20 protein-coding genes and 1 tRNA gene are annotated in these 23320 nt (G+C 66.0%); 7 read left to right on the forward strand and 14 right to left on the reverse strand.

Features of this window, described 5'->3' with window-relative positions; translation table 11 throughout:
- Nucleotides 1-46 precede the first annotated feature (46 nt).
- From GSH16_RS04850 to GSH16_RS04860, 3 genes are read right to left on the reverse strand one after another with little or no spacing between them, the layout of a single operon-like run.
- Nucleotides 47-445 carry a (deoxy)nucleoside triphosphate pyrophosphohydrolase gene (locus GSH16_RS04850; RefSeq protein ID WP_160852449.1) on the reverse strand — a complete coding sequence of 133 codons (399 nt, stop codon included), beginning with the start codon at nt 443-445 and terminating at the stop codon, nt 47-49.
- Complete coding sequence (gene argJ, locus GSH16_RS04855) at nt 442-1710, reverse strand: bifunctional glutamate N-acetyltransferase/amino-acid acetyltransferase ArgJ (RefSeq protein WP_160852451.1); 1269 nt, start codon at nt 1708-1710, stop codon at nt 442-444. Before argJ ends, GSH16_RS04850 begins: the two co-directional genes overlap by 4 nt.
- 11 nt (nt 1711-1721) lie before the next feature.
- Nucleotides 1722-2579 carry a peptidylprolyl isomerase gene (locus tag GSH16_RS04860; RefSeq protein WP_160852453.1) on the reverse strand — a complete coding sequence of 286 codons (858 nt, stop codon included), beginning with the start codon at nt 2577-2579 and terminating at the stop codon, nt 1722-1724.
- Nucleotides 2580-2830: 251 nt separating this feature from the next.
- Here GSH16_RS04860 and secA point away from each other — a divergent pair, with 251 nt between their 5' ends.
- The 3 genes from secA (at nt 2831) to GSH16_RS04875 (ending at nt 9491) form a co-directional block, all read left to right on the forward strand.
- Nucleotides 2831-5536, forward strand: a complete 2706-nt coding sequence (gene secA, locus GSH16_RS04865; RefSeq protein ID WP_160852455.1) for a preprotein translocase subunit SecA — start codon at nt 2831-2833, stop codon at nt 5534-5536.
- A 250-nt stretch (nt 5537-5786) separates the two neighbouring features.
- Entirely contained in the window at nt 5787-7844 is a 2058-nt protein-coding gene (locus GSH16_RS04870; RefSeq protein ID WP_160852457.1) for a hypothetical protein, read from the forward strand.
- 72 nt (nt 7845-7916) lie between these two features.
- Nucleotides 7917-9491, forward strand: coding sequence for a phosphate ABC transporter substrate-binding/OmpA family protein (locus GSH16_RS04875; protein WP_160852459.1), 1575 nt, complete (start codon nt 7917-7919; stop codon nt 9489-9491).
- Nucleotides 9492-9499: 8 nt separating this feature from the next.
- Here GSH16_RS04875 and radC read toward each other — a convergent pair whose 3' ends face one another.
- Nucleotides 9500-10261 carry a RadC family protein gene (gene radC, locus GSH16_RS04880; RefSeq protein WP_160852461.1) on the reverse strand — a complete coding sequence of 254 codons (762 nt, stop codon included), beginning with the start codon at nt 10259-10261 and terminating at the stop codon, nt 9500-9502.
- A gap of 182 nt (nt 10262-10443) precedes the next feature.
- Nucleotides 10444-11259 (reverse strand): type I methionyl aminopeptidase, encoded by an 816-nt coding sequence (gene map, locus GSH16_RS04885; protein WP_328803163.1) that lies wholly within the window; start codon nt 11257-11259, stop codon nt 10444-10446.
- A 104-nt stretch (nt 11260-11363) separates the two neighbouring features.
- Between map and GSH16_RS04890 the strand changes: the two genes are divergently transcribed.
- The 3 genes from GSH16_RS04890 to GSH16_RS16065 all read left to right on the forward strand — a co-directional run bounded on the left by GSH16_RS04890 (nt 11364) and on the right by GSH16_RS16065 (nt 13349).
- The gene (locus GSH16_RS04890; protein WP_160853035.1) at nt 11364-12110 is read left to right on the forward strand and encodes a competence/damage-inducible protein A; all 747 of its coding nucleotides are present in this window, start codon (nt 11364-11366) and stop codon (nt 12108-12110) included.
- A gap of 45 nt (nt 12111-12155) precedes the next feature.
- Nucleotides 12156-12241, forward strand: a tRNA-Leu gene (locus GSH16_RS04895).
- Nucleotides 12242-12341: 100 nt separating this feature from the next.
- On the forward strand, nt 12342-13349 hold the full coding sequence (locus GSH16_RS16065) for a BamA/TamA family outer membrane protein (protein ID WP_160852463.1): 1008 nt from the start codon (nt 12342-12344) through the stop codon (nt 13347-13349).
- Between the two features lie 15 nt (nt 13350-13364).
- Here the strand turns inward: GSH16_RS16065 and GSH16_RS04905 are convergent, their stop codons facing one another.
- The 3 genes from GSH16_RS04905 to GSH16_RS04915 form a co-directional block, all read right to left on the reverse strand.
- Nucleotides 13365-14366: an Ldh family oxidoreductase gene (locus GSH16_RS04905; protein ID WP_160852465.1), complete on the reverse strand. Its 1002-nt coding sequence runs from the start codon at nt 14364-14366 to the stop codon at nt 13365-13367.
- A 79-nt stretch (nt 14367-14445) separates the two neighbouring features.
- A complete protein-coding gene (locus GSH16_RS04910) occupies nt 14446-15621 on the reverse strand; it encodes a UxaA family hydrolase (protein ID WP_160852467.1) in 1176 nt (391 codons plus the stop codon).
- A gap of 10 nt (nt 15622-15631) precedes the next feature.
- Nucleotides 15632-15919, reverse strand: coding sequence for a UxaA family hydrolase (locus GSH16_RS04915; protein ID WP_160852469.1), 288 nt, complete (start codon nt 15917-15919; stop codon nt 15632-15634).
- Between the two features lie 80 nt (nt 15920-15999).
- Between GSH16_RS04915 and GSH16_RS04920 the strand changes: the two genes are divergently transcribed.
- Nucleotides 16000-16752, forward strand: a complete 753-nt coding sequence (locus tag GSH16_RS04920; protein ID WP_160852471.1) for a GntR family transcriptional regulator — start codon at nt 16000-16002, stop codon at nt 16750-16752.
- On the opposite strand, the gene GSH16_RS04925 is transcribed toward GSH16_RS04920, so the two are convergent.
- The 6 genes from GSH16_RS04925 to GSH16_RS04950 all read right to left on the reverse strand — a co-directional run bounded on the left by GSH16_RS04925 (nt 16749) and on the right by GSH16_RS04950 (nt 23317).
- Entirely contained in the window at nt 16749-17678 is a 930-nt protein-coding gene (locus GSH16_RS04925; RefSeq protein ID WP_160852473.1) for a hydroxyacid dehydrogenase, read from the reverse strand. The two genes, GSH16_RS04920 and GSH16_RS04925, sit on opposite strands and share 4 nt — an antisense overlap.
- On the reverse strand, nt 17675-18775 hold the full coding sequence (locus tag GSH16_RS04930) for a Gfo/Idh/MocA family protein (protein ID WP_160852475.1): 1101 nt from the start codon (nt 18773-18775) through the stop codon (nt 17675-17677). The genes GSH16_RS04925 and GSH16_RS04930 overlap by 4 nt, the downstream gene beginning before the upstream one ends.
- Nucleotides 18772-20160 carry an L-fucose/L-arabinose isomerase family protein gene (locus tag GSH16_RS04935; RefSeq protein ID WP_160852477.1) on the reverse strand — a complete coding sequence of 463 codons (1389 nt, stop codon included), beginning with the start codon at nt 20158-20160 and terminating at the stop codon, nt 18772-18774. Before GSH16_RS04935 ends, GSH16_RS04930 begins: the two co-directional genes overlap by 4 nt.
- A gap of 1 nt (nt 20161) precedes the next feature.
- Nucleotides 20162-21205: a tagatose 1,6-diphosphate aldolase gene (locus tag GSH16_RS04940; protein WP_160852479.1), complete on the reverse strand. Its 1044-nt coding sequence runs from the start codon at nt 21203-21205 to the stop codon at nt 20162-20164.
- Nucleotides 21202-22089, reverse strand: coding sequence for a PfkB family carbohydrate kinase (locus tag GSH16_RS04945; RefSeq protein ID WP_160852481.1), 888 nt, complete (start codon nt 22087-22089; stop codon nt 21202-21204). Before GSH16_RS04945 ends, GSH16_RS04940 begins: the two co-directional genes overlap by 4 nt.
- Before the next feature lie 163 nt (nt 22090-22252).
- Entirely contained in the window at nt 22253-23317 is a 1065-nt protein-coding gene (locus GSH16_RS04950) for a TRAP transporter substrate-binding protein (RefSeq protein ID WP_160852483.1), read from the reverse strand.
- Nucleotides 23318-23320: the final 3 nt, after the last annotated feature.

Raw genomic sequence — 23320 nt, forward strand, 5'->3', positions numbered from 1 at the left:
GGCTAATATTCTGTAGCCGGTCGCACATGTGGTTATCGCGACACGGTCAGAGGAGGTCGCGCAACACCGGAATGAGCGGCAGGTCGGCGGGCGGCATCGGATAGTCGCGCAGCCGGTTCGGCCGGACCCAGGCGAGGGTCTGGCCCTCGCGCGCTTGCATCGTGCCCTTCCATTTGCGGCAGGCAAAAAGCGGCATCAGCAGGTGGAACGACTCGTAGGCATGACTGGCGAAACTGAGCGGCGCCAGACAGCTTTCCCATGTGTCGATGCCCAGTTCCTCGTGCAACTCGCGGATCAGCGCGGCTTCCGGCGTCTCTCCGGGCTCGACCTTGCCGCCGGGAAACTCCCAGAGGCCCGCCATCGACTTGCCCTCGGGGCGCTGGGCGAGCAGCACCCGCCCGTCCGCATCGATGAGCGCCACGGCCGAGACCAGCAGCATCTTCACGAGCGGTAATCCGCGTTGATCGAGATGTAGGCATGGGTCAGATCGCAGGTCCAGACCGTGGCATGGCCGTCCGCGATGCCCAGATCGACCCGGATCGTGATCTCGTCCTCGCGCATGATCGCGGCGCCGTCTTCCTCGCGGTAGCTCTCCGCCACCCAGCCTTTCTCGGCCACCAGAAGGTCACCGAACCGGATGGTCAGGCGGTCGCGGTCGGCCTCGGCGCCGGATTTGCCGACTGCCATGACGATACGGCCCCAATTCGGGTCCTCGCCCGCGATGGCGGTTTTCACCAGCGGACTGTTGGCAATGGCCATGCCGACCTGATGGGCTTCCGCGTCCGACGCGGCGCCGGTCACGTCGATCTCGACGAATTTCGTCGCGCCCTCACCGTCGCGCACCACCTGATGCGCAAGGTCCAGCATGACCCGGCCGAGCGCGGCCTTAAAATGCGGTGCGCGCGGGTCGTCGGACCGGGTGATCGGGTCCATGCCCGACGCACCGGTGGCGGCGAGCAGGAGCGTGTCGGAGGTGGAGGTGTCGCTGTCCACCGTGATGCAGTTGAAGCTGCGGTCGGTTAGGTCGCGCAGCATCTCCTGCAGAAGCGGCGCGGCCACTGCCGCGTCGGTGAAGATGTAGACGAGCATCGTCGCCATGTCCGGAGCGATCATGCCCGATCCCTTGGCGATACCGGTGATGCGCACGTCCGTTCCGCCGAGCGAGAGCGTCTCGCCCGACCCTTTCGGATAGGTATCGGTCGTCATGATGGCGCGCGCGGCGGGTTCGATCGCGTCGCCCGACAGTGCAGCGGCCAGATCGCCCATTCGCGCGGTGATCTTCTCTGCCGGAAGCGGCTCGCCGATCACGCCGGTCGAGGACAGGAACACATGGCTGGCCGGAAGGTCGAGCGCTTCAGCCGCCGCAGCTGCCGTGGCCTCGACCCCCTTGCGGCCATGCGCGCCGGTAAAGGCATTGGCATTGCCGGAATTGACGACGATCGCAAACCCCTTGTCCGCGCTTTCCGGTCCGTCGCGGTGCAGGCGCGCGAGGGCATCCTCGCACCAGAGCACCGGCGCGGCGCGGGTCAGCGACCGGGTGAACACACCCGCCATGGTCGCACCCGCATCGATGGCCGCCAGCATCACATCCGGGCGGCCCTTGTAGCGCACACCGGCTTCTACGGTGGAAAACCGGACCCCGCCCACTGCCGGCAGGTCGGGAAACCCGCCTTTCGGCGCAAGTGGGGAGACTTTGTCGATCGTCGCCATCTGCGGCCCCGTCAGTCGATGATCAGGTCAGTATTGCGGAATGCATCCGCGGGCACGGCCTCGAGGTCACGGGTGATCTCTGCGGCTTCACGGATCTCGTCCAGCGCCGCTTCGACCCCTTCCTGACGGAGCAGGTTTTCAAGCTCGGGGCGGGCGTCTTCGAGCGACGGCGGCTCGGTCATGCGCTGGTCGTTCAGCTTGATGACATGCCAGCCGAACTGGGTCTGGACAGGGGCGGAAATGCCGCCTGCCTCCAGCGCCATCACGGCCTCCTCGAAGGGCGGCACCATCATGCCCGGGCCGAACCAGCCAAGCTCGCCCCCATTGGGGCCGGAGGGGCCGGTCGATTTCTCCATCGCCAGTTCCGCGAAATCCGCGCCGCCCTCAAGCTCGGCCACGATCGCGGCAGCTTCGTCCTCGCTCTCCACCAGAATGTGGGAGGCGTTAAATTCGGGCGTGGGCTCCTCGGACAGGATGTAGGTCTCGTAGGCCTCTTGCAGTTCCGCGTCGCTCGGCGCGGGCGGTTCCAGCTCGCGCAGTGCCAGTGCCGCCATCAGGCCGCGGCGCTCGTTCTCGGTCGAGAGGCGCACACCGGTCGGCACGCCGCCGCGCTCTTCCTCGATTTTCTGGCTCAGGAGCGTCTGGTCGACCAGCTGGTCGAGAATGCCGGGAAAGAGGATCTCGTCGGGGATGCTCTGATAGTCCTGCGGCAGTTTGGAGCGCAGCGCAATCACATGGCCCAGCGTGATTTCGGTTCCGTTGACGGTGGCAAGGACCGTGTCGGCCGAATAGTCGGTATCCTGTGCGGTGACCGGAAGGGCGAGGGCGGTGGCGGCACAAAGGCAGCCGGCCGCGATGAGGTTGCGCATGGGGTTCTCCTGTTGCTGCCCTGCTGGTGCGGGCGTTTTTGCCTTGGAGCGTCGCGGCAGGGTGCCGTTGACACTGTCAGACCTGCCGCTTACATCCATTCGCGAACGAACGGCCGTGCGGCGGACCCTGTCACATCTAGGACAGGCGGGCCGGGGTCACAAGCAGTCTTGCGACCGCAGGCGGGCGACACGGTTCGGAAACAGCCTGTTGGCGGCCGCCACGGGTCTTTAGAACGCGGAACGGAGTTTCGATGCTGGGCCTTGGAACGCTCGCCAAAACGGTTTTTGGCACACCGAATGACCGACTGATCAAATCCGTTCGCCCGCTGGTGGCCCGGATCAACGAGCTGGAGCCCGAGTTCCAGGCGCTGAGCGACGCGCAGATCAAGGAAAAGACGCAGGAATTCAAGGATCGTCTGGCACAGGGCGAGACGCTGGACGACCTGCTGCCCGAGGCCTTCGCCAATGCGCGCGAAGCGGCGGTGCGGGCGCTCGGGATGCGGCCCTTCGACGTGCAGCTGATCGGCGGCATCTTCCTCCATCGCGGTGACATTTCCGAGATGAAGACGGGCGAGGGCAAAACGCTGATGGCGACCCTGCCGGTCTATCTCAACGCGCTCACCGGGCGCGGCGTGCATGTGGTGACGGTCAACGACTATCTGGCCAAGCGTGACGCGGAATGGATGGGCCAGGTCTATTCGGCGCTCGGCATGACCACTGGTCTTGCCGTGCCGGGCATGGAGGAAGAGGATAAGCGCGCGGGCTACGCGGCGGACATCACCTATGCCACCAACAACGAGCTGGGCTTCGACTATCTGCGCGACAATATGCGGTCCGAGCTCAACCAGATCCTGCAGCGCGACCATTATTTCGCGATCGTCGACGAGGTTGACTCGATCCTGATCGACGAGGCCCGCACCCCGCTCATCATTTCCGGTCCGACCGAGGACAAGTCGCAGCTCTACATCACCATCGACAAGATCATCCCCGAGCTTGCCGAAGAGCATTACGAGATGGACGAGAAGTCCCGCGCCGTGACGCTGACAGAAGAGGGCAACGAGTTCCTTGAGGTTCGTCTGAAGGATGCCGGCCTGCTGGAGGATGACGCCACGCTCTACGACCCCGAGAGCACGATGCTGGTGCATCACCTCAATCAGGGTCTGCGCGCGCACAAGATGTTCCAGAAGGACAAGGAATATATCGTCCGCAACGGCGAGGTGATGCTCATCGACGAGTTCACCGGGCGCATGATGGCCGGCCGCCGCCTGTCTGACGGGCTGCATCAGGCGATCGAGGCCAAGGAAGGCGTGGAGATCAAGCCGGAGAACGTGACCCTCGCCTCCGTCACCTTCCAGAACTATTTCCGCCTTTACGACAAGCTCGGCGGCATGACCGGCACGGCCATGACCGAGGCCGAGGAATTTCAGGAAATCTACGGGCTTGGCGTGGTCGAGGTGCCGACCAACAAGCCGATCCAGCGTCAGGACAATGACGATCAGGTCTTCCGCACCGCGCAGGAGAAATTCACCGCGATCGTCGAGGCGATCAAGGACGCCCATGCGCGCCGCCAGCCGACGCTGGTTGGCACGACCTCGATCGAGAAGTCCGAGCTGATTTCCAAGATGCTGGAAGCCGAAGGCGTCCCGCATAACGTGTTGAACGCGCGCTACCACGAACAGGAAGCCGCAATCATTGCCGATGCCGGCGTGCCGGGCGCCGTGACCATCGCCACCAACATGGCGGGCCGCGGGACCGACATCCAGCTTGGCGGCAACCCCGACATGAAGGTGCTGCACGAGATCGAGGCGGCCGGCGAGGGCGCCGACCCTGCCGCGATCCGCCAGCAGGTCGAGGCCGAGATCGCCGGTCTGAAGAAAGAGGCGCTGGAAGCCGGCGGCCTTTTCGTTCTGGCCACCGAACGCCATGAAAGCCGCCGGATCGATAACCAGCTGCGCGGCCGCTCAGGCCGTCAGGGCGATCCGGGCCGGACCGATTTCTACCTCAGCCTTGAAGATGACCTGATGCGGATTTTCGGGTCGGACCGGCTCGACAAGATGCTGTCGCGGCTCGGGATGAAAGAGGGCGAGGCCATCGTCCACCCGTGGGTGAACAAGGCGCTTGAGCGGGCGCAAGGCAAGGTCGAGGCGCGCAACTTCGACATCCGCAAGAACCTGCTCAAATATGACGACGTGATGAACGACCAGCGCAAGGCGATCTTCTCGCAGCGCCGCGAAATCATGGAATCGAAGGACCTGTCGGAGGTGGTGCAGGATATGCGCCATCAGGTGATCGAGGATCTGGTCGACGAACATGCGCCGCCGAAAACCTATTCGGAACAATGGGATGTTGAGGGTCTGAAGGCCGATGTGCAGAAGCATCTGGCCCTTGATCTGCCGATCGAGGACTGGGCTGCGGAAGATGGCGTCGATCAGGACGAGCTGCGCGCGCGCCTGACCGGCGAGGCCGACAAGCTGATGGCACAGAAAGCCGCCCATTACGGGCCGGAGACGATGCGCGTGATCGAGAAGCAGGTTCTGCTGCAGACGATAGACCGGCACTGGCGCGAACATCTGCTGGTGCTCGACCACCTGCGATCGGTCATCGGTTTCCGCGGCTATGCGCAGCGCGATCCGCTCAACGAATACAAGTCCGAGGCGTTCACGCTCTTTGAAGGGCTGCTGAACAAGCTGCGCTCCGATGTGACCGGCCAGCTGAGCCATGTGAAAGTGCTGACGCAGGAAGAGCAGCAGGAACTGATCGAGCAACAGCGTGCCATGCTTGCGGCCCAGAGCGCGGCCGCGCTCGAAGCCGCCGACGCCGCCAGCGGTGCGGCCGAAGGCGGTGATGCCGACCCGGCCAGCCTGCCGGCCGATCCGGCCTGGGCCAATACGCCGCGCAACGCACCCTGCCCCTGCGGGTCGGGCAAGAAATACAAGCATTGCCACGGCGCGGCCTGATCTCCGGCTGCGTGAACGGGCGATGAACAGGGTGGTGCGCTGATTCGGCGCGCCGCCATGAAACCGCCGCAGTTTGCGACTAAATCTTGAAGAACCGCCCTTGTGTCCCCTAGGTGTTGCGGTGTGTTGCACCAAACACCCACATAGCGCACAATGGCACTAGGCCCCTGTTTCTGATCGATAAATTAACTAGTATCTGAAGGGTCCGAACCAGGTTTGGAGTCCCCCCGTGCGCCTCGACGATCGCACCATGACATTGCTGACAGGCTTGGTGCTGACCGTAGGGATCGGCACCTTGGCGCAGTTTTCCGAACCGATCATGGCATCGTTTCAGGACGAGCCGCCGGGTGTTCTGACCGATGATGCCTATACCGTTCGCGCGGGCCGCGAGGCCAAGCTCGACGTGTTTTCCAACGACAATGGCGAGGAAATGGCCCTGCTCGGCGGGCAGCCGGTGATCGTCGATGGTCCCGCCTGTGGCACGGCCCAGATCGTGAACGGCACGCTCGTCTTCTCGCAATCCGACGGGTGTGAGGGCCGTACCGTCCTGACCTATGGCGTCGGCAGCGGCGACAGTCAGGCGACCGCACAGGTCGTGCTCAATGTCATTCCCGACACGACGCAGGTCGCCTCGGCCGACGTTTCGGCCAAGGCGGCCGCGCCGGTGACCGAGACCACCGCAAATGTCCAGATCGGCGCGCAGGCCGCAGCCCCGGCCGCGCCGGGCCTCGCCGCGCCGTCGAACGTGGGTGAGATTTCGCCGTCCGAAGCCATGGCGGCAATCCGGACCCGCCCCGATACGGTCGCCCCCGTGGTCGACCAGCCCGATCAGGCCGTGGCGCAGCAGGAGAACCCGCAGGCCCCGACACAGGTGGCGGCCGCCGCAAGCGGCCTGATCGCGCCGCCCGACGATATGGCCACGCCGAGCTTCGGCGCCGTCTCGCTCGAAGCGCCGGCCATTGCGCCGCCTGCTGCACCGCAGGCGCTTGCCGCCGCGCAGCCCGCACCCGAACAGTCCCCCGTCATCGCACCGACCGACAGTGCGGAAGCCGGCCCGACGGTCATGGCATCCGTGGGCGAATCGAATGTCGTGACACCGGAAGCGGATGCTGAGGCCGAAAGCGGCTTCTTCGCCCGCACCGCCAGCGCCTTTGGTTCGTTCTTCGGCGATGACGAGCCGGCGCTCGACACCGGCACTGTCAGTTCCGAAAATGCGCGGACCGAGGCCGTGCGCCTGACTGCGGCCGAACTGCCTGAAGAGGCGATGCCGACCGAAACCGCTGCCCAGATCATCGTGCCGCTGACCCGCGACGAATTGCAGGCCCGCGCCCGGATGAGCCAGACCCCGGGTCTGGAACAGTCCCAGACGGACGGGCTTTTCGTGGCCGATCTGGTGCCCGCCCCGCTGCCCGAAGCGGAAGAACAGCAGGTGGCCGCCCTGTCAGACAGCGTGCCCGCAACTCCGGCCGATCCGGGTGGCGCGCTGGTGCAGGACAGCGCGGCGGATGCCGAACTGGCCGATGCCGGCGAGCCGGAAATCGAGATCGAGATCATTCCCGCCTCTGAGGCCGGCTTTGACGTGGCTGCCGTCGATCCCAACGCGCTGCCGACCCGCGATGCCGTGGCCGATGCACCCGACTGCCGTGTCGATCTGGACCTGCATGCCGTTTCCGGCGGGATGATCGCGCTCGATCTCGACAGCAAATGCCGGCCCTCGACGCTTTTGCATATCGAACATGCCGGCATGGTCATCACCGAGCGGACCAATTCCAAGGGCCATCTGGCGATGGACCTGCCCGCACTCACCAAGGACGCCACCGTGTCGGTGCGTTTCGACGATGGTGCGGCGGCCAAACGCGACGTCTATATCGACGATATCGACCGTCTGGCCCGTGTCGTGGTGGCGTGGAACGGCGATGCGCAGCTTGACCTGCATGCGCTGGAGTTTGGCGCCCGCCCGAACAGCGAAGGCCATGTCTGGGCCGGTAAGCCGAGTTCCTACCGCGAAGCCCGCCGCAGCGGTGGTGGCTTCCTGATGGAACTGGGCGAAGAGGGACTGGAGCGCGCACAGGTCTACACGCTGCCGCTCTCCTCGCGTCAGGATCGCGGCGTGGTGACGATGACCCTGCAGGTCGCCAATGGCGGCTCGGCCTGCGGTCAGGAGATCGGCATCAACGTGATCCGCGTCGAGGACGGGACAGGACCGGACCAGCGTGATATCCTGTTCTCGTTGCGGGAATGCGGCGAAGGGGCCAGCGGGTTCGTTGTGCGCAATGCGGTCAAGGATATCCGCGTCGCCGGTCGCTGACCCGGAAAGAACGCCCCCACGCTGAACCGGAACATCGCGGGCAACGCGAGTTGACGATTATTGGGGGTTAAGATGAGCAGAATTTCCACCACATGGCGCGGCGCCGTGGCCGCAGCCGCGCTGGCGCTGGCCATGCCGGCACTGGCCGAGACGGTGACCTTGCGGTCCTTCGACGGGACGATCGAAGTGTCGGGCGAGTTCCTTGGCTATGACGGCGAGAATTACGAGATCGATACGGCGATCGGCACGATCACCATCGATGCCGCGCAGGTCGAATGTACCGGCGCCCCCTGCCCCGAGATCATCCCCGAGCGCACCGATTTCACCATTGCCGGATCGCGGTCGATCAGCGCCAGCCTCCTGCCCGCGCTGGCCGAGGATTATGCGTTCCAGTCCGACACGGACCTGATGCAGACGGCCGAAGCCGGCAGCAATCGCACGCGTTTCGACCTGAAAGGCGCCGCGCCCGATCCGGTCGCGCAGATCACCATCGATCCGGTCGGCTCGACCGGCGGGATCGAGGCGCTGATAGCGGGCGAGGCGGATATGGCGATCACGACCCGCCCGGTGCGGGAGAAGGAGATTGCCGCATCCGAGGCTGCCGGCAAGGGCAATCCCGCCGCCGAGGGACGTGAAAACGTGCTGGCGCTCGACGGGCTGATCGTCGTCACCCATCAGGACAATCTGCTCAAGTCGATCAGCGAGAAGGAAATCGCCCTTGTCTTCTCGGGCCAGATTTCGAACTGGTCGGATCTGGGCGGACCGGATGCGCCCATCACCCTTTATGTGCGGGAGTTTGACAGCGGCCTCATCGAGGCGTTCAACGACCTGATCATGACGCCGGAAAACACTGTTGTGTCCGCGGGCGCCGTGGCGCTGGCGAGCGATCAGGACGTGTCGGACGCCGTGGCCAATGATGAATTCGGCATCGGCGTGACGAGTTTCTCGGCCGAGCGCAATGCCAAGGCGCTGGCGATCCGCGGCGTGTGCGATATCCGCACCGCGCCGACGCCGTTTACCATCCAGACCGAAGAATATCCGCTGACACGGCGCATCTACATCTACGGACCGGACGAGAAACTGCCGGCTGCGGCGCGCGACTTTGTCGACTATGCCCTGTCGGATGCGGCCCAGCCGGTCATTGCCGATAGCGGGTTTGTCGATCAGGCGGTGACGGTCTCCTCGCCCGGCGATCAGGGGTTCCGGTTCGCCGCGGCCATCCTCGACCGGACGGGGTCGGTCTCGCTCGACGGGCTGCGCCAGATGACCGAGACGCTCGTCGGTGCCGACCGGCTGTCCTACACGTTCCGCTTCCTGCCCGGCGGCGCGGTGCTCGACACCAAGGCCAAGGCCGACATCAAGCGTTTTGCGGCCGATCTGGCGACGGGCATCTATGCGGAAAAAGAGGTCATGCTGATCGGCTTCTCCGACACGGTCGGTGATGCGCGGCGCAACCTCGTGCTATCGCGGGCCCGTGCCGAACTTGTGCGCGAGGGGCTGGTGATCGCGGCGGGCGAGGGCACGCTGGCCGACCAGACCCTGTCGGTCGAGGCTTTCGGCGAACTGTCGCCGCTCGGCTGCAACGAGACCCAGCGCGGGCGCAGCGTAAACCGCCGCGTCGAGGTCTGGATCCGCGACAAGATCTGAGACGGGCGTCAGATATGGCCGAGGCTGCGCAGGCTCGTGGCCCCGGCCTTACCGACGATCAGATGGTCATGAAGCGTGATGCCGAGCGCTGAAAGCGCCTGTTCCACCTGCCGCGTCATCTTGATATCGGCCTGGCTGGGGCGCGGGTCGCCTGACGGATGGTTGTGCACCAGAAGCAGGGCAGACGCGTTCAGTTCCAGCGCCCGTTTGGCCACCTCCCGCGGGTAGACCGGCACATGGTCGACGCTGCCTTTCTGCTGTGCCTCGTCGGCGATGAGCACGTTCTGCCGGTCGAGGAAAAGGATCCGGAACTCCTCCGTCGGGAGGTGGGCCATGCGTGCGCGGCAATAGGCGACGACGGCATCCCAGGAGGACAGGACCTCCTGCCCGAGGATGCCGGCTTGCGCGAACCGGTGTGCCGTGGCCTCCACGATCTTCAACTCGCGGATGACGGCGGGGCCGACGCCCGGCACCCGTTCAAGCTGCCGCACCGGCGCGCTCATCACATGGTTGAAATTGCCGAACCGCCCCATCAGAACCTTGGCGAGCGGTTTCACGTCGCGGCGCGGAATGGCGCGGAACAGCACCAGTTCCAGAAGCTCGTAATCGGCAAGCGCCTCCGGCCCCGCACGCATCAGCTTGGCCCGCAACCGTTCTCGATGCTGCTGGTGCATCTGGGGGTCGGACGCAAATGATCCGGCAGCGCCGGTGTCGCTCAGACCGGGCAGGGGCGGGTCGGTCCTGTCTGATCCGGATCCGGAGCGGGCCATCAGGCGGCATTCCAACTGTCAAACGAACGGGCAAACAATCAGGCATCACGACCGGGCGTGCGCAGTTCCGCAGCCGCGCTGATGCCAACGAGACATAAGCGGGACGCAGAGCGGCGCGTGGTGCACAGGAATGGTGACCACCCGGCCGCCACCCAGAGTGGCGGTCAGGGGTTAATCGGGGATTAACCGCGTTTGGTCGGCTGGAAGAGATCGGCCGGAGACAGGGTGAAGATCTCGCACCCGTCCTCGGTCACGCCGATCGAATGTTCGAACTGCGCCGACAGGGACCGGTCCTTGGTCACGGCGGTCCAGTCATCCGACAGGACCTTGGTGTCGGGCCGGCCGAGATTGACCATCGGCTCGATGGTGAAGAACATGCCGGGTTCCAGTTCCGGACCGGTGCCCCAGCGCCCGTAATGCAGCACGTTGGGCGCGGCATGGAAGACGCGCCCGAGCCCGTGACCGCAGAAATCGCGCACGACAGACATGCCCTGCGCTTCGGCATAGCGCTGAATAGCCGCGCCGATATCGCCGAACGTGTTGCCCGGGCGGACCTGCTCGATCCCCTTGAAGAGCGCGGCATGGGTCGCGTCGACCAGCCGTTCAGCCTTGCGGGACAGTTTGCCGGCCACATACATGCGCGACGTGTCCCCGAACCAGCCATCGAGAATCACGGTCACGTCGATATTGAGGATGTCGCCATCCTTGAGCACCTTGGCCGACGGGATACCGTGGCAGACCACATGGTTGATGGAGATGCAGCTCGAATGCGCATAGCCCTTGTAGCCGAGCGTGGCCGGAACCGCGCCGTGATCCTGAATGAAATCATGGCAGAGCTGGTCGAGATGCGCCGTGGTCACGCCCGGGCGCACATGATCGGCGATCATGTCGAGCACCTCTGCCGCCAGCTTGCCAGCGCGGCGCATACCCTCGAAATCCTCGGGGTCGTGCAGGGTGATCCCGTCCTTGTTCAGACGGCCATGAGACGGACCTTTCACGCGCGCTCTCCTTTTTGCGTTCCGGAAGCCTACATAATCCCCGCAGAGCGGTTTATCAAATGGGCATCATCGGGCTGCATGGCGGCCATGCGAAAGGGGCGGACATGACGGAAACGGGACAGAGCATAGGCGGCACCAACCCGACCGCGGCCATGCTGGTGATCGGGGACGAGATCCTGTCGGGCCGCACGCGGGACGCGAACATGCACCATCTGGCGGGCCAGTTGACCGCAGCCGGCATCAGGCTGGCAGAGGTGCGGGTCGTCGCGGACGAGGAACCGGCGATCGTCGCGGCGGTGACGGCGCTGCGCGGGTCCTACGACTATGTGTTCACCAGCGGCGGGATTGGCCCGACGCATGACGATATCACTGCGGATGCCATTGCGGCGGCCTTCGGTGTGGGCATCGATGTGCGCGAGGATGCGCGCGCGATCCTGGCCACCAACTATGCCGATCCGGAGCGCGACCTGAACCCGGCCCGGCTGCGCATGGCGCGCATTCCCGACGGGGCGACGCTGATCGACAATCCGGTGTCGAAGGCGCCGGGGTTCCGGATCGGCAATGTGCATGTGATGGCCGGGGTGCCCAAGGTCTTCAACGCGATGCTCGATGCGGTGTTGCCGACATTGCGCCACGGGCAGGCGGTCGCGTCGCGTTCTGTCGACATCGCCCTGCCGGAGGGCGAACTGGCCGGCCCATTGGCGGAGGTGGCCGCGCGCCATCCGGCCCTGTCGATCGGGTCCTATCCTTATATCCGTGAGGGCAGCTACGGCGCAGTTGTCGTTGTGCGCGGCCTGCCAGAAGCCGCGGTGGAGGCCGCGGCGGCCGATGTTGCCGCGCTTGCCCCCTGACCCGCCACCGGCTAGGACACCAAGACACTGATCCGTCAGCGAAAGGCCCGCTTGGTGAAATTGGTAGACACAAGGGACTTAAAATCCCTCGACCTTCGGTCATGCCGGTTCGAGTCCGGCAGCGGGCACCAATTCCTGACGCGCCTGCTGGGCGCCGCGCTTCTGGCGCTTGGCATTTCGGCGCCGGCGGCGCAGGCCAATGACGCGATCTACAATGCCACCCTGCCAACGGTGCGCAGTCTCGACGAAAGCCGGTACGGCTTCCGGCAGGGCGACGTGATCGTCGCGCCGATCCCGATCAACAACCCGACCATCGGCACCGGTCTGGCCGGGGTGGTGGGGTATCTCTACCAACTCGACGCGGACTCGCCGAAATCCTATCTCGGCATTGGCGGGTTCCGGACTAACAATGGCAGTCAGGGGTACGGGTTCGGCACCCAGACGGGGTTCGGAGACGGGCGCTGGCGGCTCGGCCTCCTGCTCGGGAAGGCCGAGGTCAACTATGATTTCTTCGGTATCGGGCGCAGTGACCTGCGGCTGCCGATCGCGCAGGATGCGCTCTTTGCCCAGGTGACGGCGGCCTACGGATTTACCCCCGATATCCTTCTTGGCCTGAAGGCCCGCTATATTGACAGCGAGATCGACCTCGATCTCGGCAGCGGCCTGCCGCCCGATCTGCGCCCGCGGGTGGAGAGCCTGCTGGCCGGGCCGACGGTGGAGCTTGATTTCCGCGACGATGATTTCTACCCGACCGACGGGTTCCATGCCGATCTGGAGCTGCTGCAAAGCGCGCCGCTCGAAAGCGACACGCTCGATTTCACCGTCGCCTCGGCGCGGATGGAAAACTACCTGCCATTCGGGCCGGACATGATGGTCGCCACACGCCTTGCGGCCTGCGGCGTCGACGGTGACGCGCCCTTCTACGAGCTTTGCACCATCGGCGGAACCGACGGGTTCCGCGGCTATCCGGTCGGCCAGTTCCGCGACTATGCGCTTCTGTCCGCGCAGGCCGAGTTCCGCAGCCGCCTGACCGAGCGGATCGGGTTCACAGCCTTTGTCGGCGCGGGCCAGACCGCGGCAGATTTTGGCAGTTTCGGGTCGCGTGATCCGGCGCTGGCGGGCGGCGCGGGTTTCCGCTTCCGCCTGTCCAAGGATTTCGGCCTCGATTTCTCCATCGACGCGGCGGCCAATGTGGATGGCGACCTGACCACCTATGTCTATGTCGGGCAGCGGTTCTGACGCCGCACAGGCAGGTCAGCCGGCCATCCGGCGGATTTCATCCAGAAGCGCCCTGGGGACCTGAAGCCCGTTGCGGTCGGCATCCGTGCGTCCGTCCTGACGCCGCCGTCCGGGCAGGCGCGCGCCGTCCTGAGCGTCGATTTCTGCAAAGAGCGCGGTAATCCGGTCGAGCGCCTCGGGGCGCGATGCGCCGGGGTCTATCGCGATAAGGAACTGGCCGACGGCGGGCGCGGGACCTTCCGCATCGAAGAAGGACGCGGCCTGATAACTGAAATGCGGACCGGCAAGTGCGCCTGCAAAAATCTCCACCATCAGCGCCAGCGCCGCGCCCTTGGCGCCGCCCGCGGGCAGCATCGCCCCGTCAAGCGCGGCCTTGGCATCCGTCGTGGGCCGGCCGTCCCGGTCCACCGCCCAGCCTTCTGGGATAGGCTTGCCAAGCTTCGCCGCCGCCATGATCTTTCCGCGTGCCACTTTCGAGAGCGACAGGTCGATCACCAGCGGCGCGCCGTTGTGGCGCGGGGCGGCAAAGGCGATCGGATTGGTCCCGAAGAGCGGCTCGCTGCCGCCCCAGGGCGGCATGGAGGCCGGCGCATTGGCCATCATCAGTCCGATCAGCCCGGCTTCGGCAAGCCGTTCAACCGGCTGGCCGAGCGCGCCGCAATGGTGCGAATTGACGATGGCCGCACAGGCTATGCCAAGCTCGCGCGCGGCAGACACAAGCGGATCATGCGCCGCGTCGAGCGCCGGATAGGCAAAACCGAGGCCGGCATCGACGCAGATCGTGCCGGGCCGGGGGCGCGTTACGGCGGGCGTGGCCTGCCCGCGCACCTTGCCCGCCCGGGCCTGCGCCGCATAGGCCGCCACACGGGCAAACCCGTGGCCTGACAGGCCCTCGGCCTCGGCCTGAACGAGCGCCTGCGCCACGCGGGCGGCATTGGCGGGGCTTACATCATGGGCTACCAGCGTGCGGGCGATCAGCGCGCGGCCCTCGTCGGGAAAGATGGTCTCGGTGTCCATGCGTCTGCATCCGCCTTTCTGGTGATGCGCCCCGTCTTCTTCGGGGCGCATCCGCGTCGTAGCGGACCGGTCGAAATGGTCAAGCGCTGCGATAGAGCTTGGTCATCACAAACTCCCGGTGGCCCAGCGCTTCGGCGGCGGTATGGCGGCCATTCGCGGTGCGCCGGATCATGTCGATAAGCGCATCTCCGGCCTGATCGATCGTCTGTTCGCGGGTCAGCACGCCCGTCACATCCACGTCGATATGCTCGCCCATGGTGCGCAGGGTGCGCGGGTTGCCGGAAATCTTGATGACCGGAACAATCGGGTTGCCCACGACATTGCCCTGACCGGTCGGGAACGTGTGGATCACATAACCTGCCGCCGCCATCAGGGTGACGCATTCCGCCGCCGCCGAGGAGGTGTCCATATAGTAGAGGCCCGGGCCCATGGCCGGTGCCTCTGCCGGTTCCAGCACGTCGATATAGCGCGAGGTCCGGCCGATCTTTTCCAGATTGCCGAGCGCCTTTTCCTCGATCGTCGTCAACCCGCCGAGGATATTGCCCTTGGTCGGCTGGCTGTCCGACAGGTCGGAGGTCTTGTGCGCCTCGATCACCTCGTCCTGATAGGCCTGGAAGGTCTTCATGAATTTCTCGGCCGCTTCGGGCGTGGCGGCGCGTTTGGCACAGATATGCTCGGCGCCCGTGATCTCGGAGGTCTCGCCGAAAACGCCCGTCAGGCCGTGCGGCAGCAGCTTGTCATACATGTTGCCGACCGTGGGGCAGGAACTGAGACCCGTGGTGGTGTCGCTTTCCCCGCATTTGGTGGACACCCACAGCTCCGACAGGTCGCAGCTTTCCTTCTGCAATTCCGTCGCCCAATGGACATATTCCTTGGCCTTCCAGCTCGCCTGCCGGATCGTCTCGAAATCGCCCTTCTGCTCGATGGAAAAGCCGGTCACGGGCTTGCCCGTCTCCGCGATCCCGTCGACGATCACCTGTGTCCAGTCCGGTTCGATCCCGATCACGATCACGGCGGCCACATTGGGGTTGGCGCCGGTGCCGATCATGGTGCGGAAATGCAGGTCCAGATCGGCGCCGAACTGGAGCCGCCCATAGGCATGGGGCAGGGCCATCGTGCCCTTCACATTGTTCGCCACCGCCTCGCAGGCTGCGTTGGAGATATCGTCCACCGGCAGGATGATGACATGGTTGCGCACGCCGACGCGGCCATTCTCGCGCCGCCAGGCCTGAATTTTCTGGTCCGAATTGCCCATGATCGCCCCCTTACCAGCGCTTGGTCTTGAGATTGTGCGTATGCACGTGACTGCCTTTGGCGGCGGGGCCGACCATCCGGCCGATATCCGCGCCGTATTTGATAACCGTGTCGCCTTCGGACAGATCGCCCAGCGCGACCTTGTGGCCGATCGGCACATCGTCGGTAACGGTCAGGCGGAAGTCGGAATTGTCAGCGGTCACGACGCAGAGCATGTCGGTGCCGGCGGTCAGGCCTTCCACCACGACGACGCCCACATTGTCGTCGCGGTCATGGACCAGAAGTTGCGGATGGGTCATCGTCACCTCCCGATTGTGATGATAGTTTTTATATCTTATATAAGAAGTAGCGCAAAAGGCGCGCGCGGTCGAGAGGGTGCATGGCAAACGGCGAAGGCAGCATGAAACTGGCGGCGGAACCGCTCTATCGGCAAGCGGCGGACTTGATGATCCGAAATATCGCTTCGGGGATCTGGGCGCCGGGGATGCGGTTGCCCAACGAGTTCGATCTGGCAGAGGAGTTCGGCGTCAGCCAGGGCACGATCCGCAAGGCGCTGGGCGCGCTCGAAGCGCGCGGGCTGCTGACCCGTGCACCCGGGCGCGGCACGGTCGTGGCCCGCACAACCGAGGAGGAGGCGCTTTTCGCCTTCTTCCGTATGCGCGACGACAAGGGCCGGATGCTGGTGCCCGAACCGCTCAGCGAAACATTGGCCTTCAGCACGCCCACCGAAGCCGATCATGCGCTCTGGCCCGGTGAGGAGAGGCTCTTCCATATCCGCCGCGTGCGTCAGGCGCGTGGTGCACCGCTGGCGCTGGAACTGATCTGGCTGCCGGTCGGGCGGCTGGCCGGCGGCAGTCCGGGCGGTGCGTTCACGCTCCCCGAGGGACCGTTGCCCAATTCGCTCTACCCCTATTTCCAGGACCGGTTCGGGCTGTCGATCACCGCTATGGATGAAGCGCTCGCAGCGGTCTGCGCCACGTCCGAACAGGCGCAGGCGCTCGGTGTCGCGGCCGCCACGCCGCTTCTGGAAGTGCGGCGCACGAGTTTCGATCCGGCCGGCGATCCGGTGGAGCGGCGGCTCAGCTACTACCTGACGGATGCCGGGCGCTATGCGGTGAGCCTCAGCCGCTAGTCCGGCAGCGCCGCCAGATGGTCGGCCACGCGGCGCGCGATCAGGTCGGAGACCCGCTTGTTCGACTGTTTGGTGACACCCGCAATATGCGGGGTCAGGATGAGGTTCGGCATGTCGGGAAAGCCCGCACCTGTCTCCGCGGTCATCGGTTCGGCCTCGAACACGTCGAGTGCAGCCCCGCCGAGCCGCCCGCTCCTGAGCCGCGCTACCAGCGCGTCCTCGTCGAGCACACCGCCGCGCGCGGCGTTGATGACCACGGCCTGTGGCGGCAACCGGTCGAGCTTCGCCCCGTCGATCAGATGCCGCGTCCCGTCTGTCAGGGGCACGTGCAGGCTGAGCACATCGGCCCGGTGCAGAAGCGCATCGAGCGGCAGGGATGTCACCTGCGCCCAGGCCGGGTCCTCGGGCGCGACCATCGGATCGTGGGCAACCACGGAAAAGCCGAGCGCCTGTGCCAGTGTCGCCGTGTCGCGCGCGATCGCACCGAAACCCACAAGGCCCATCGTCAGGCCCGCCACCTCGCGTCCCGCCGCCGTCCCGCGCGGCCAGTCACCAGCCCGCATCTCCGGCCCCATCATGTAAGCGCCGCGCAGGAGCATCATCGCGCTCGTCACCACATATTCGGAGACCGACCGTGTATTGGCGCCCGTGGCAGGGAAGACAGCAATCCCGCGCGCGGCACAGGCGCTCTGGTCGATATTGTCGAGCCCGACGCCGAGCCGCCCGACGCAGGTCAGGTCCGGCGCCGCCTCAAGCAACGCCGGCGTCACCCGTGTCCGGTTGCGCACGATGAGCGCGCGGCATCCGGCCAGCCGGCCCGGAATCGCGGCCTGATCGTCGGCCAGTTCCGGCGCATAGTCGACGCTGTGCTGCTTGCGCAGCGCGGCAACGGCGCTGTCATCCATGAATTCGGTGATCAGGATCATGGGCCACGCCCCTCCAGTGAAACGGCCTGTCCGGTGCGGGCGCTCTCCTCCGCCGCCTCGCCCACGAGCACCGACCAGAACCCGTCTTCCAGCCCGACCTCCGGCTGGCCGTCGCCCCGGCGGACCAGATCGGCAAACCGCTGATGCTGGTAGAAGGTGGAGCCGTGATGGTCACCCGCCTGCAGGATGCGCGGATCGACCTCGATTACAGCTTTCTCCTGCCGTTTGGTTTGACGGTCTGAAAACTCGACCTCCGAGGCGCGCTCCTCCCCGTCGGCGGAAAAGCGCGCCGGTCCCGGCACACGGGCGTCGATCCGGCCCAAGGGCCCTGTGACGCTCACTTCCTCCTGCCAGTAGCTGCCTTCGCCGAACATGCACAGATCGAGCATCGCGCGGCTGCCATTGGCAAAGTCGAGCGTGACGAACCCGTTGTCGAGAATGTCCGGCCGCTGACCGTCATAGGATTCGTCGCGATGGTTCACATCCGCCCCGCCCGAGGCATAGACCCGCACCGGATCGCTGCGCAGCACCAGCCGCATCAGGTCCCAGAAATGGCAGCATTTCTCCACCATCGTGCCGCCGGTGCGGGCGTTGAACCGGTTCCAGTCGCCGACCTTGGACAGGAAGGGAAAGCGGTGCTCGCGAATCGCCATCATCCGCGCGTCGCCGACCCGTCCGCGATGCACATCCGCGATCAGTTGGGCCACCGGCGGCATGTAGCGATACTCCATCGCCACCCAGACCGGCGCCGTGCGCCCCACGGCAAGTTGAATCACGGTCCGGCAATCCTCCGACCGGATGGCGAGCGGTTTTTCCACCAGCACCGGCTTCGGCGTGGCGAGCACGTCGCGCAGGATCGGCAGGTGCAGGTCGTTGGGTGCGGCAATCAGGTAGGCATCGCAGACATCCGCCGACAGGAGTGCGCGGTGGTCGGAAAAGGCGTCCGCCCCGCCAGCCAGATGGCGGGCCGCAGATCGCATGCCCGGGTCGGGGTCGGACACGGCCGAGATGGTGGCGCCTTCGAGCAGAGCGATGTTGCGGATATGCTCCTGCCCCATCATGCCTGCGCCGATGATCCCGTAGCGCAGCCCGCTCATGGCCGGTGTCCCAGATAGGTCACCGGCAGGCCGAGTGCGGCGGCGATATGCTCAAGCGCCGCTGTATGATCGCCATAGGCAAAGGCCATGTGATGTTCGAGCCCGCTGTCCATCACGTCGGCCATGACTGCACCTGCAGGGGAATCGAAGCGCAGTGTGCCGGATGTGCCGGTGAAGGCCGGCGGGCGGTCGAGCATCTCCCCGCGCGCAAGGATAAGGCTCGTGCGGCCGCGTGCCTGGCTCAACCGGACACCGGTGACAGGGCCGGGTTTCAGCGCGAATTCGAAGAGGAGCGCCATCTTGCGATTTGTGTGCACGGTGGAGGAGACGCCGCCCGACGGCGCCGCCATGTCGCGCGGGGCCTGTCCGCAATGCCAGATGACCGCGCTGTCGTCGGCGGTGTCGACATCCACCAGATCGGCAAGAAAGACCGGCGCGTCCGCCACATGCTGCAGGATGAGTTGCGTGACCGCGCCATAGACATCGGCCTCGCAGGCGCAGGGCAGACGGGCCTCCCCCATGAGCGCGGCCGGACCGCAGAGCGCCGCGCCATATTCGGTGAATGTCTCCGGCCAGCAGCGGATCGCCAGCGCGTCGAGGCGGCGGTCTTGCCCGAACCGGCGCAGGGCCTCTGCCAGACGCAGCGACCGGTCCAACTCACCGGCGTCGAGCGCGTCGAGACCGGTCGTGCCGTCCGCGGCGCGCGCCTGCATCCCGGCGGTCGCCTCCGGCGCGAGCGCCTTGGCGGCATCGAACAGCCCGTCGAGCGGAATCGGTTCCACCTCCGCCCCGATCAGGCTGCGCAGCGCATCGGCATCGTAGGCACAGGTGTCGAACCCGTCGGGATGGGCGCCGATCCGCCCGATCCGCAGATTTTGAAGCTCTCGCGGCAATTCTCCGTCCGGCGGTGCTGCGTCGGCAAGCGCGCGCGGTTGCACCTGTCGCTCGCCTGCGAGCAGTTCGGCCAATGCGGCACCCGTGTCCGGCGCGTCCGGATCGGTGTAGAGCCAGGAAAAGCCGCGCTCGTTCCGTCCCAGCGCGTGGGACGCGAGGTTGAGGCCGCAAAAGGCATTGAGCCGCAGCCTGCCGCCCTGCCGCGGCTCTGGCACGGCCCAGATCGCGAGCGGCCGGTCGGTGCGCGTCGCCACCTCCATCAGGAAAGCGGCATCGGTGAAGGTGACTTGCAGGACAAGGATCAGGTCTGGCGGATCGGCCAAAAGCGCGTCGAGCGCGGCGCGGGACGCATCGGGCTCCATCAGAAGCGTACGTGATCCGGTCAACTCGTGATCAGTTCCATCCAGATGTGCCAGCATCGCGGCAAGACGGTCCTCGGCATAGGCGACATCGAAGGTCGATCGCGCGAGCGGCAGCACTCCGATCTTCATCTCAGGCCTCCGGATAGGTATGGCGGAAACTGGCATCCGCCGGGTGGAAGTCGAGCCCGGTGCCGCCGAAGCATGCATGCTTGTGCCACGGCGTGGCGTCCGCGCGGGTCAAAGCGGCGATTTCAGCGCAATAGGCGCGGCCGTCGGACTCCAGATCGCGGCGCATCGCCGCCCAGTCGGGAAAGGCGGCGAACGCGTCGAGCCAGATGGCGCGACCGGCCAGATAGCCCGATGCGCCGGCCGCATAGGCGTGGGTCAGGATTTTCCGGAACGCCGCCTTGCCGGCCCCGGCCGACAGCATCACCCACGGCCGGCCCGCAAGCCGGCCCATCTCGTCGAAAAGCGCCTGATGGGCGCTGTCAGTCGCGCCGTCCGCAGCCAGAATATCATCTGCCGCCACCGGGCTTTCGAGCTTGAACACGTCGACGCCGAAATCGGGCGCGGCAAAGGTTTCGACCGACGCCAGAACATGCTCGGCGCGTTTTGAGCGCATCTCCACATAGTCGCCGGTCTGCTCTGCGTCGCTGGCGAGCGGATAGACGAGCAGTTCGAAGAGGAACGGAATGTCGTGGCGCGCGCAGGCATCCCCGATCCGGGCGACCATGTCGCGCTGATGTTGGTTGATCCCCGGGTCCGCATCGGGGCGATACCAGGCGAGCACTTTCACCGCATCGCCGCCCATGCGCTTGATTTTGCCGACCGACCAATCGTCGATCTCGGCGCTCCGCCGCCCGCGGCCTGTATCCTCGAAGAGCGAATCTTCCAGCGTCACGATCAGCCCCTTGGCCGGCGACAGCGCCGGCAGTCCGCGCGGAATGGCGAAATGCGGGTCGAGAAGCATGGCGCTGCTCTGGTCCTGCAGCGTCTCGATCAGGAGCCGTTTGAACCCGGCCACATCATCATAGGGGGCTTCCTCCTGACCGTAATGGACCGCAATCGGTCCCTTGATCGGCGGCCGCTGGTCCACGGCCGTCATCAGAAAGAAACCGTCGGCATCGGCCATGCGGCGCATGCCCCAGAGTTTGCCGGGCGAAAGATGGGTCATGTCATGTCCTTCAGGAACTGGAGGGTGCGGGCACGGTCGGGCGCAGCGGACCCGCCCCCGGTGCCCATGCATTTGAGAGCCGCTGCCGCGGAGGCAAAGCGCAGGGCGGCGTCGAGCGGCTGGCCCTCGCCGAGCGCAAGCGCGAAGGCGCCGTGCCAGACATCGCCCGCGCCGAGCGTGTCGCGCACATCCACGTCGAATGCGGGCATGTGGCGAACAGCGCGGCCATCGGTCCACCAGAGGCCGGCCTCCCCGTCCGTAACGATGAGTGTGGCATCAAGCGTGGCCGCGGCGGCTTCGAGCGCACGGTCCGGCGAGTCGATACCGGTAAATTCGGCCAGCCCGGCCCGGGCAAAGGCGACATGGGTCGCGGCCTCGGCCATGGCCCGCGGCACCGGCGCCTCCCCGTCGAGCACGGCGGGCAGTCCCGAAGAACGCGCGGCGGCCAGTGCCGCCAGACCTGCCTCGGGCCAGCGCGTATCGGCGAGCACCGCGTTGATGCCGTCAAGCGACAGGGAGGCCGGGTCAGGCGTTTCCGACAGGCCCGCGCCGCGGAAATTGACGACCTGTCGCTGGCCGGCACTGTCGATCGGCACCGATGAGACGGGCATAAGCGCGCCCGGCGTGACATGGAGGCCGGACAGGTCGATCCCTTCCGCCCCGAGTGCTGCGCGGGCGGCGCCTGACAGCAGATCATCGCCCATCCGGCTGACGAGCCGCACCTGTCCGCCCAGACGCGCGGCGGCGACAGCGGCATTGGCCGCACAGCCGCCAAGCCGCAGCGCGGCATCCGTGGCGCGGTACTTGACCCCGGCGCGCGGCAGGTCGGGGACCTGCATCAACAGGTCCATGGCCGTCATGCCGGTGACGAGAAGTCCGGTCATCGGTCCGGTCCTGCGGGCATGGTTGGTCCTGTGCGTCGTTGCGAAATACGCGGCACGCGAATCTTCTCCGGATGGTCTGGTTGGGTCGCCGCGCGGGGCGCAGCGGGACGGCCGGGGCGCGGCGGTGGTTGACCGCGCGCGCCCCGGACCTGAAGTCAGGCGGTCAGTTCAGGTCCTTGGCCAGATCCGCGTCGATCTGCTCCTCGGCCGACGCGACGGCCTCGGTCAGCGCGTTGAAGATTTCCTCCCCGCCATCGACATTGGATTTGAACCATTCATAGACCGGTTCGGCCGCCGCCTTGAACGCGGCTTTCTCTTCAGGTGTCGGGACATAGAGGTCACCGCCACCGGCCACGAAATCCTCGTAAGCCTGGATCGACTTGCGCTTCGGCGAAGCAAAGGTCGCCTGCTGGAGCGCAACGAAACCATCCACCACGACACGTCGCATATCCTCGGGCATGGAGGTGAACTTCTCGTTGTTCATCCACCAGAGCGCACCCATATAGGCATGGCCGTCGAGGGTCACGTATTGCAGGCCCGCGTCGGGGAATTTCATGCCCATGATGTCGGTGATGCCGTTCTTCGACCCTTCAACCACGCCGGTCTGGAAGGAGGTGAAAAGTTCCGGCCACGGGATCGGCGTCGGCGAGGCGCCAAGCGCTTTCACCAGTTCCTGCGGCAGGTCGGCGACCACGGTGCGGATCTTCAGGCCTTCCATGTCGGCCGGGGCTGCGATGCGCCGCTTGGTGTTGGCGAAATTGCGCCAGCCGCCGGTGTTACCGATGGTCATCAGGCGGATCGCACCGCCGGAACTTTCCAGCGCCATGTCGCGCATCTTGCGGGTGAAATCGCCCGACAGAACGGCCTCGGCCACGCGGTCGTCGCGCATCAGGTAGGGCAGGTCGAGCACCTGCACATAGGGGAAGATGCCCGCGGCCCCGCCGGAGGTGGAGATATAGACATCGATGGTGCCGTCGGCGACGCCTTGCAGACATTCCGCCCCGTTGGCGCAGAGTTGGGTGCCGATGAAGAGTTCCACCTCGATCGCGCCGTTCGATGCGCTTTCGACGAAGTTCTTGAAGACGACGAGCCCGTCATAATCTTCGTCATTCTCGTTCGAGTTGGCCGTCGCGCGGACCGTGTAATCCGCCGCCGCCGCTGCCGTTGCCGCCGCACCGCCCAAGGCGGTGGCCAGCAGAACCGACCGCAGAATCCTGTTCAGTTTCATGGT

It is taken from the genome of Oceanomicrobium pacificus, assembly GCF_009833495.1.
GTDB lineage: Bacteria > Pseudomonadota > Alphaproteobacteria > Rhodobacterales > Rhodobacteraceae > Oceanomicrobium > Oceanomicrobium pacificus.